This is a genomic window from Candidatus Nitrosotenuis uzonensis, assembly GCF_000723185.1.
Classification (GTDB): Archaea; Thermoproteota; Nitrososphaeria; order Nitrososphaerales; family Nitrosopumilaceae; genus Nitrosotenuis; species Nitrosotenuis uzonensis.
Genome location: NZ_CBTY010000006.1, coordinates 327,027 through 334,658, shown reverse-complemented (window position 1 = coordinate 334,658; position 7,632 = coordinate 327,027). Strand labels below are relative to the sequence as shown.

The 7,632-nt window shown below is 43.0% G+C and carries 8 protein-coding genes; 2 read left to right on the top strand and 6 right to left on the bottom strand.

Translation table 11 applies throughout. From position 1 onward, the window contains the following. From NITUZ_RS02525 to NITUZ_RS02505, 4 genes are all read right to left on the bottom strand, one after another. Positions 1 to 2,704, bottom strand: a 2,704-nt coding sequence (locus NITUZ_RS02525) for an HYR domain-containing protein (protein ID WP_155991250.1), incomplete at its 3' end; no start/stop codon positions are given. A gap of 74 nt (positions 2,705 to 2,778) precedes the next feature. Continuing rightward, positions 2,779 to 3,555 (bottom strand): ABC transporter permease, encoded by a 777-nt coding sequence (locus NITUZ_RS02515; protein ID WP_048194844.1) that lies wholly within the window; start codon positions 3,553 to 3,555, stop codon positions 2,779 to 2,781. Continuing rightward, positions 3,552 to 4,556 (bottom strand): ATP-binding cassette domain-containing protein, encoded by a 1,005-nt coding sequence (locus NITUZ_RS02510; protein WP_048194983.1) that lies wholly within the window; start codon positions 4,554 to 4,556, stop codon positions 3,552 to 3,554. Before NITUZ_RS02510 ends, NITUZ_RS02515 begins: the two co-directional genes overlap by 4 nt. Positions 4,557 to 4,783: 227 nt before the next feature. Further along, positions 4,784 to 5,248, bottom strand: a complete 465-nt coding sequence (locus tag NITUZ_RS02505) for a PRC-barrel domain-containing protein (RefSeq protein ID WP_239654828.1) — start codon at positions 5,246 to 5,248, stop codon at positions 4,784 to 4,786. 67 nt (positions 5,249 to 5,315) lie between these two features. On the opposite strand from NITUZ_RS02505, the gene NITUZ_RS02500 reads away from it, so the two are divergent. After that, positions 5,316 to 5,648: a nitroreductase/quinone reductase family protein gene (locus NITUZ_RS02500; protein ID WP_048194977.1), complete on the top strand. Its 333-nt coding sequence runs from the start codon at positions 5,316 to 5,318 to the stop codon at positions 5,646 to 5,648. A 10-nt stretch (positions 5,649 to 5,658) separates the two neighbouring features. Here the strand turns inward: NITUZ_RS02500 and NITUZ_RS02495 are convergent, their stop codons facing one another. Then, positions 5,659 to 6,207 carry an OsmC family protein gene (locus NITUZ_RS02495; protein ID WP_048194841.1) on the bottom strand — a complete coding sequence of 183 codons (549 nt, stop codon included), beginning with the start codon at positions 6,205 to 6,207 and terminating at the stop codon, positions 5,659 to 5,661. A 91-nt stretch (positions 6,208 to 6,298) separates the two neighbouring features. On the opposite strand from NITUZ_RS02495, the gene NITUZ_RS02490 reads away from it, so the two are divergent. Then, a complete protein-coding gene (locus tag NITUZ_RS02490; protein WP_048194839.1) occupies positions 6,299 to 6,958 on the top strand; it encodes a plasmid partition protein ParG in 660 nt (219 codons plus the stop codon). Between the two features lie 14 nt (positions 6,959 to 6,972). On the opposite strand, the gene NITUZ_RS02485 is transcribed toward NITUZ_RS02490, so the two are convergent. Beyond that, positions 6,973 to 7,617, bottom strand: a complete 645-nt coding sequence (locus tag NITUZ_RS02485) for a hypothetical protein (RefSeq protein WP_048194837.1) — start codon at positions 7,615 to 7,617, stop codon at positions 6,973 to 6,975. Positions 7,618 to 7,632: the final 15 nt, after the last annotated feature.

Sequence of the window (7,632 nt, the reverse complement as noted above, 5' to 3'; positions counted from 1 at the left end):
TCTCAGGCTCTATTAGTACGACATTATTGTTATTGATTGATGTTGCCTCAAAGACAATATCAGATTTCGGTATAACAATAGGCGCAGTAGTGTCAACTACAGTTACATTTTGTGTTGCGGTGGCCGAATTTCCTGACGAGTCAGTTGCAGTCCATGTCACTATGGTCTCGCCGAGTGCAAAAACGGATGGGGCGTCGCTTGTTATCGATTCAACTCCAATTGCATCAGTTGCAGTTGCTGTTCCTATTGACACATTAGCACCTGATGGACCTGTCGCTTCCACCACCACATTGTCAGGGACAGTAATTTGTGGAGCAGTTGTATCAACTACTGTTACCACTTGCGATGCAGATGCAGTATTTCCTGAAGTGTCAGAAACAGTCCACACTACCGTGGTCTGTCCTAGCGGGAAGAATCCCGGTGCGTCATTTGATAGTGATTCTATCCCTACAAGGTCGGATATTTTTGGCTCTCCAAGAATTGCCGTGTTCTCATTAATGCTCGTAGCCTCCACTAACACATCTTTTGGTGGCACGATTGTAGGCTGAGTGGTATCAACTATAATCACTGTTTGGTTCGCAGTAGATATGTTTCCATATTCATCACTTACAGTCCAAGTTACAACAGTTGTTCCAAATGGAAAGTCAGACGGAGCATCATTTGTAACAGACGATATTTTGCTCACATCCTGTATTGTCGGCTCTCCTAATGCGACCACATTTCCTTTGATGCCGGTTGCTTCCTGCGTTATGTCTGCAGGCGCAGTCACGATGGGAGCCGTAGTATCAACTATCGATACGGTTTGAGTTATAGTAGAGTTATTCCCAGATAGATCCATCGCAGTCCAGGTAACCACGGTATCTCCTATGGGAAATGATGCAGGTGCGTCATTTGTTATTCTCACTTGTTGAATGTCAGTGACTTGTGGTGGTACAAGCGCAATATGATTGTCTGTAAGCGATACTGCTTCCGATACAATTTTTTCTGGTTGCAATATCACTGGAGCCGTAGTATCCATGATTACCACTTTTTGTGTTGCCTCTGCAACATTTCCTGCAGCGTCAATCACCGTCCAAGTTACCACCGTCTCACCAACTGAAAAGAGATCCGGAGCATTGTTCGTTATTGACGCAATTTCAGAATTGTCAGTGACTGCAGGTTCTCCAAGTGAGACTGCGTTATTATCAAGTCCTGTTGCTTCCATTACTATATCCGGTGCAGTCTTGATTTTTGGCGGCTTTGTGTCTGTGATTGTGACTGTCTGGACAAACGTTGCCGTGTTTTTTGCCACGTCAGTTGCAGTCCAAGTTACCTTTGTTTGACCAAGTGCAAAGTATGCCGGAGCATCATTTTCGATTGAAAGTACGCCAACTTGATCTGTGACCTGTGGGTTACCAAGCTCGATTGTGTTCTGTGGACCTTGTGACTCCTTTATGATGTCAGATAAGCCAGATATGACAGGCGGTGTCGAATCCCCTACCGTGACAATTTGTGTTGCAATACCTACATTTCCAGCCTTGTCAATTGCTGTCCAGATTACAGTAGTAGTCCCAAGTGGAAACTGTTGCGGCGCGTTATTTGTAAGTGATTGTATTCCTGACTCGTCATTTGCTATTGCCTGTCCAATTGATACCACGGTCAATCCGCCAGTTGCCTCAACATAGATATCCTTTGGAGGAACCACCGTCGGCTTTTTGAAATCGGTAGTCGTTGTAAGTTGTGAAGTCTGTGTCTGTGTTGTTTGTGTCTGTGTGGTTTGAGTCGTCTGTGTGGATGTCTTTTGCGTGTTTATTGTAAATTTTTGTATCCTATGGTTGCTTGAGTCGACCACAAATAGATCACCGTCAGACTCTGCAGCCACATCCTTTACCATATTAAATTGTGAATTCCCAGTTCCAGTCTTTCCAAAAGTACTAATTGTATTTCCATCTTTGTCCAGTACAACAACGCGGTTGTTGGCAATATCTGCAATGATCAAGTTTCCTGATGCGTCGACAGTTATGCCGTCAGGTGACATTTTTGAGCCGCCAACTGTCTGAGCAAAAGACTTTGAAAAAGATCCATCAGAGCCAAACTTTTGGATTCGCTTGTTGCCATAATCTGCAACATAGATATTTCCTTCCGAATCCACTGCTACACCAAGTGGCGTAAGAAACTGGCCATTGCCAGTCCCACTTGAGCCTATCACGGATACCAGTTTTCCCTCGGTATCGAACTTTTGAACTCTGCTATTGCCAGTGTCCACTACATAGACATAGTTGTCCTTTGATATTGCAATTCCATTTGGAAGCTTGAATTTTCCTGCCTCGCTTCCCTCGGAACCCCATGATGTGACGAATTTGCCGTTGGTATCAAATTTCTTAACAGAGTGCAGTTCATGATCAACTACATACACAAATCCACCCGCAGTTGCAATTCCTGCCGGTGCGTGAAATTCGCTTGCTCTAGTTCCTTTTGAGCCCCATGCATGTAAGAAAGTTCCCTCGTTGTCGAACTTTTGAACCCTAGAGTTGCCAAGATCAGTTACGTATACGTTGCCAGCAGAATCTACAGTTACGTGCTGTGGAAAGGTGAACACGCCCGTCTTTGCAAGGCCTTGGCCTCCCCAGCTTTTAACATAATAATACTCGCCTGCGGCAAATGCAGGATAAAATGCGGCGGCAAAAACAATCAATGCTGTAACTAAAGCTATTTTTCGTTGCATTTAGGCATGAGTTTCAATTTACAAAAAAGATCTCAAAAGTAAGTATTTGTTGTAATTTTAGTCAAATTTAACCATTAAAATGGCTTGTTGACCTCGCGTGTGAACACATAGCTTGCAAGGCCAATCATTATCACCACAAATACGCCTATCACACCAAGGCTCAGTGCGGTTGAGACGCCTTCAGTAACGCCTGTCATCAGGCCCCTTACCAAAAGTACTGTATACGTTACCGGATTCATCTTGGCCGCAGTTGCCAGCCATTCAGGAAGTAGTTCTAGAGGAAACAGTGCAGGACTGAGCATGAACAGTGGCATTCCAAGAAAATTAATTATTCCCCAGAAGGTCTCCTGTGATTTTGCAGTTGCCGCAACCACTACAGATATTCCAGAAAATCCAAGTGAGAATAAAATGACTATTGCCATTATTGGTAGAATTACAAGTGGATTTGGAAATGTCACGCCGATTATTATTGCAATGCCGATTATCAGTGCTGCCTGTAGAGCTGAAATCAGAGATATTGCAAGCATTTTACCCAGTGCGATGGAGGATCTGGATATAGGTGATGTCAACGCTTTATTCATGAACCCATATCTTCTGTCCCAAAGCGTGTTCACTCCGCCAAATATGCTGGTAAATATTGCAGTCAGTATGATAACTCCCGGTGCCATGAATTCAAGATACGTTCCATCAAAGCCCACCGACTGGATGAGCGGCCTTGTTCCAGCAAATGTGTGCCCTATAACTATAATCCATATTGCAGGCTGGATGAGCCTTATCAGAACGCCGCTGCGCGATTTTCTGTACCGCTTTAACTCGCGCCAAAATATTGTGTATGTGTCATAAATGATCAAGCCCGTATCCCCTTCATTTTCCTGTGTTCCTTTTTTTGGTCATACGAGCTAGAGTTACCATCCCGCAGATCCCTTCCTGTGTATGAGATGAACACATCATCCAGCGTTGGCTCTGTAATTGAGATTGATTGGATCGTGACCCCTAGCTCTGTGGAAAGCGAAAATATCATAGGGGCCACCTCCGCTCCCTTTGATGAAAACACTGTAATCTTTCCGTCGTGTTCAGTGACATCTCTGACAAATTCGATTTTACGTATGGCCGAAACAAGCCCGGCCGCAGCAATCTTGTTCTCAATTAGTAGTGTTATTATTCCACTTCCTAGCGCGTTTTTCAGGTTTTTAGGTGTGTCTATTGCTTGGATTTTCCCATTGTCTATAATTCCTATCCTATCGCACAGCCTATCTGCCTCCTCCATGTAATGTGTGGTAAGAAATATCGTCATCTTGTATTCTGTGTGTATTTTTTTGATATACTCCCATATTTTCTGGCGAGTCTGTATATCCAGCCCAACAGTAGGCTCGTCAAGAAACAGTACTTTGGGCCGGTGTAATAACCCACCTGCAATCTCAAGCCGCTTTCTCATGCCACCAGAATAGGTAATTGCAGCATCATCCTGCTTTTCTTTTAGCTCCACAAGTTCTAGCAGTTCATCAATCCTTCCCCGCATCTGATCCTTTGGAATATGATTTAGCCTTGCATGTAAAAGCAAGTTCTCCCTTCCGGACAGGTATTCGTCTATGGTAATTTCTTGCTGGACGTAGCCAATGCGTTGCCTTACTTTTTTCGGTTCTGTCGCAACATCAAATCCTGCAACAAATGCAGAACCCGATGTGGGCTTTAGCAATGTGGTGAGGATCATCATAGTGGTTGACTTGCCAGCGCCGTTCGGGCCAAGAAATCCAAAGATCTCTCCTTCCTCTACTGAAAATGATATATCATTTACTGCAATGGTGTTTGAATTGTAGATCTTTTTCAGAGATCTAGTCTCAATCGACTGCACTACGATCAAGTCTATCTAGCAGAGTATAAACGCTGAGAAACTAGAGCAAAAAATTATTGCAAAAACAATTTAAGTTAGAAAAAATTTTTTGCTTCTATGAAGGGCTTGTGTCATGTATGTCATAGCTCGAATGTGGAAATTACGCTGCGCGAAGGTACGCCCACATGTCTTTCGTGTGCCTTAAAGACCAGTTAATCCGATCCCGGATAAAAAGTGAGAAAGTTTAGTTACTTGAGTTGCTTGAACTGTTCTTTAGTTAGCTTCAGCGTTACTCTTTCGCCAATTCCCCATATGTCGCTCTTTGAGATCAATCTTGAATGCAATGCACTGGATACCTCTATAGAGTCAAGTTCATTGGTTTCGCTATTTTTTACAAGGCGCTTTACCTTTCCAAGTTTATTACCGTCAATATCAACTACCGGGATGTCGGTTCTGATTGGTGGGTGTGATAGTAGCAGTGATTTGGCAGTAAACCTGTCTATGTATTCAGTTGGAAGATAGTAGTCTTTGTGAAAGCCTTGATGAACGGTAACGCCAGATACCACAAGGGTATTTGCGTTTATGTGAATATGTTTTACCTTTCCATACATTATGCCTTCTCTGTCTACTACTTTTTTGCCTGTAAATTCGTCCGCAGTGCATACGTTTTCTACTTCTAGCTGGGTTGCCATGTGGTATTTTTCAGGGTTCATTTATTGGATGCAAAAATTACAAATTTCAAGCAATGAGGTTAAATTACTTGACTTTGGATTTTTGTGTGTGCAAGAAGAATCTGCATTCAAGGCCATTTTGATAACAAGGGGTCGAAGAAGCGGTACAGAACACGCAGTATGGCTGCGCGCCGTATACTATAACGGGAAAATCTACTTTTCAAGAAGAAACGCAGATTCGGATTGGCTCAAAAATGCAAAAGCAGCCCCGCAGGTCAAGGTCGTATTCGAAGGTAAGGAATATGATGGTATGGCCTCCCTTGTAACTGACACCAAACTGGCAGAAAAGATATCAGAGCTCAAGTATCCCGGTGAGGAGCGTGCACATGAGGCAAGGATAGTAGTAGAAGTAGAAATCAATAATACCGAATATAAAAAATAGAGAGGTGTGCCTAGTTGTCCAGACGCACACTTATTGGTGTCGGATTCGAAACAATATCAAATACCGGTGAACGCTTTTTTGCAATATCCACCAGCTCTTGAAGCTGCTCTTTTGGTGCATCAGATTTGATTTTGAAGGCAACCTGAATTCCATTGTATCCATTTCTTATTCCCTCTGAGAGTCCAAGAAATCCACGAATGTCAAGATTCCCTTCAAGTGTGGATTCCACCTCATCTATTTTGATCCCCATGGCAGATGCGTGGTACACCAAGCTTGTGGTCAGACATCCTGCAAGTGCTGTGAGTGCATATTCGACAGGATTTGCGCCCTGATCCTGACCCAAAAGTACTGGCGGCTCATCCTCATCAATTACAAACGAGATCGCCCTGTTGTGCATGCTGCACGCTCCGTCAAACTCGTTGATTGTGGTGCGATTGTGCCCTCCTCCAAGCCATTTGTTAGTTGCCCTGAAGTTGAACTTGGCGATATCAGGATTTCCCCTTATCGCATTCATTGTTTCTGAAAGTTTTTCTATATCTACTCCGTTTACTTGTTTCATTAATAATGCTAGCATTCTAGCATTATATATAGATTGTCAATAATGCTAGCATTCTAGCATATAATATATACAGGCATGTAATATGATTGCTATGACAAAAGATCTGTCAATACGCGGATTTGATGAGAAGACACATGCAAAGCTGAACAGGGTTGCATCCCAGAAAGGAGTCTCAGTTAACGCCATTGTAAAAGACCTAGTCGACAAATGGCTAGAAAAACAAGATCAGGTAAGAAAAAAACACGATCTGATCCTGTATTCTGATGACGAGTCGATGTCATGGCTTCTCAAATCTATTGACAGATTTCTCAATGATGGTAGCTGGTTCAGAACTTTTTGTGGGCCACCATCATACAAATCAGTCAAGTTGCTAAAAAAACTAGATTGGTTTGACAGCACGATTCATCCATACAGTCCAGAGAGTAAAAACTTTGGTAGGTACACTGCCCAGATAGTAGACAGAATTGTAAAAGAATCCCACAATAAGCCAGTGTGTTGGTTTGATTTTGTAATAGAGAACATATCCAATTCATCACTCAAGGAGGCCATACATTTGGAATCACAATATGATGAGAACAGGCTACCAGGTATGACGTTTTGCAATTACAGGCTCGATACACTTTTGAATGCAGGTATAAACGACCTCATGGACTTGTTCTCACATCACGACCAAGTATTCATATTAAAAGACAGAGAACTGGTAAAGATGCACATAACAAAAGAAGGGGTTCAGAAACTGCTTCTAGATTGACTCATCGTATGAGTTTAGACTATGTGTATTATCGTTGAGACGCCACGTTTGTCAAATTCGTAGCCATTTTCCATCTCAGCCACACTGATTGTAAACGATATCAAGTCACGCTGTTGTGCTGCCGTAGCATCAAGTATGAGGTGTACATCCATCATATCGAATGCTTGCTGCGGAATATTCGTCTCATCGATGAAAACTTTGGTAGTCGACTCTAGCCGGAACTGCTGTCCCTTGTAATGCTCTATTATCTTTGTCTTCCTTCCTTCCCTGCCCACAGCCTTGATGTTAACGTCAATTAAACCAGGCTTTGACATGGTATAACCGGACTGTTTGTTGACAAACACTCCAATCTGAAACGGCTGCCCCGCTGTTGATTCAGCCATCTTTTGTATTCCGTCGTTCATCACTACATCTATTCCCTTGATGGTTTGCGCTACCTTGGCAATCCACTCGTTAGTTCTTACTATGACAGAGGCTATTCGATCTCTTCTTTTCTTGTCCTCATCCGGAGGCAGTTTGTAATAATCAACCCAGGCAAGATAGTCCTTTGAGATGTCCTCGATGAACCTCATGCACGTTACCTTATAGTCATCAACGCTGCTTGCCCGCTCGGAACTCTCATCTTCTCTCATACTATCATAGTCCATCGGCATTGCCATACAATAACAAAGTCC

Bases quoted from the DNA above. Each gene is read 5' to 3' on its own strand.
- NITUZ_RS02505 (WP_239654828.1), bottom strand. From the start codon at position 5,248: ATGAACCCTGAAAAATACCACATGGCAACCCAGCTAGAAGTAGAAAAC.
- NITUZ_RS02495 (WP_048194841.1), bottom strand. From the start codon at position 6,207: ATGAAACAAGTAAACGGAGTAGATATAGAAAAACTTTCAGAAACAATG.
- NITUZ_RS02490 (WP_048194839.1), top strand. From the start codon at position 6,299: ATGACAAAAGATCTGTCAATACGCGGATTTGATGAGAAGACACATGCA.
- NITUZ_RS02485 (WP_048194837.1), bottom strand. From the start codon at position 7,617: ATGGCAATGCCGATGGACTATGATAGTATGAGAGAAGATGAGAGTTCC.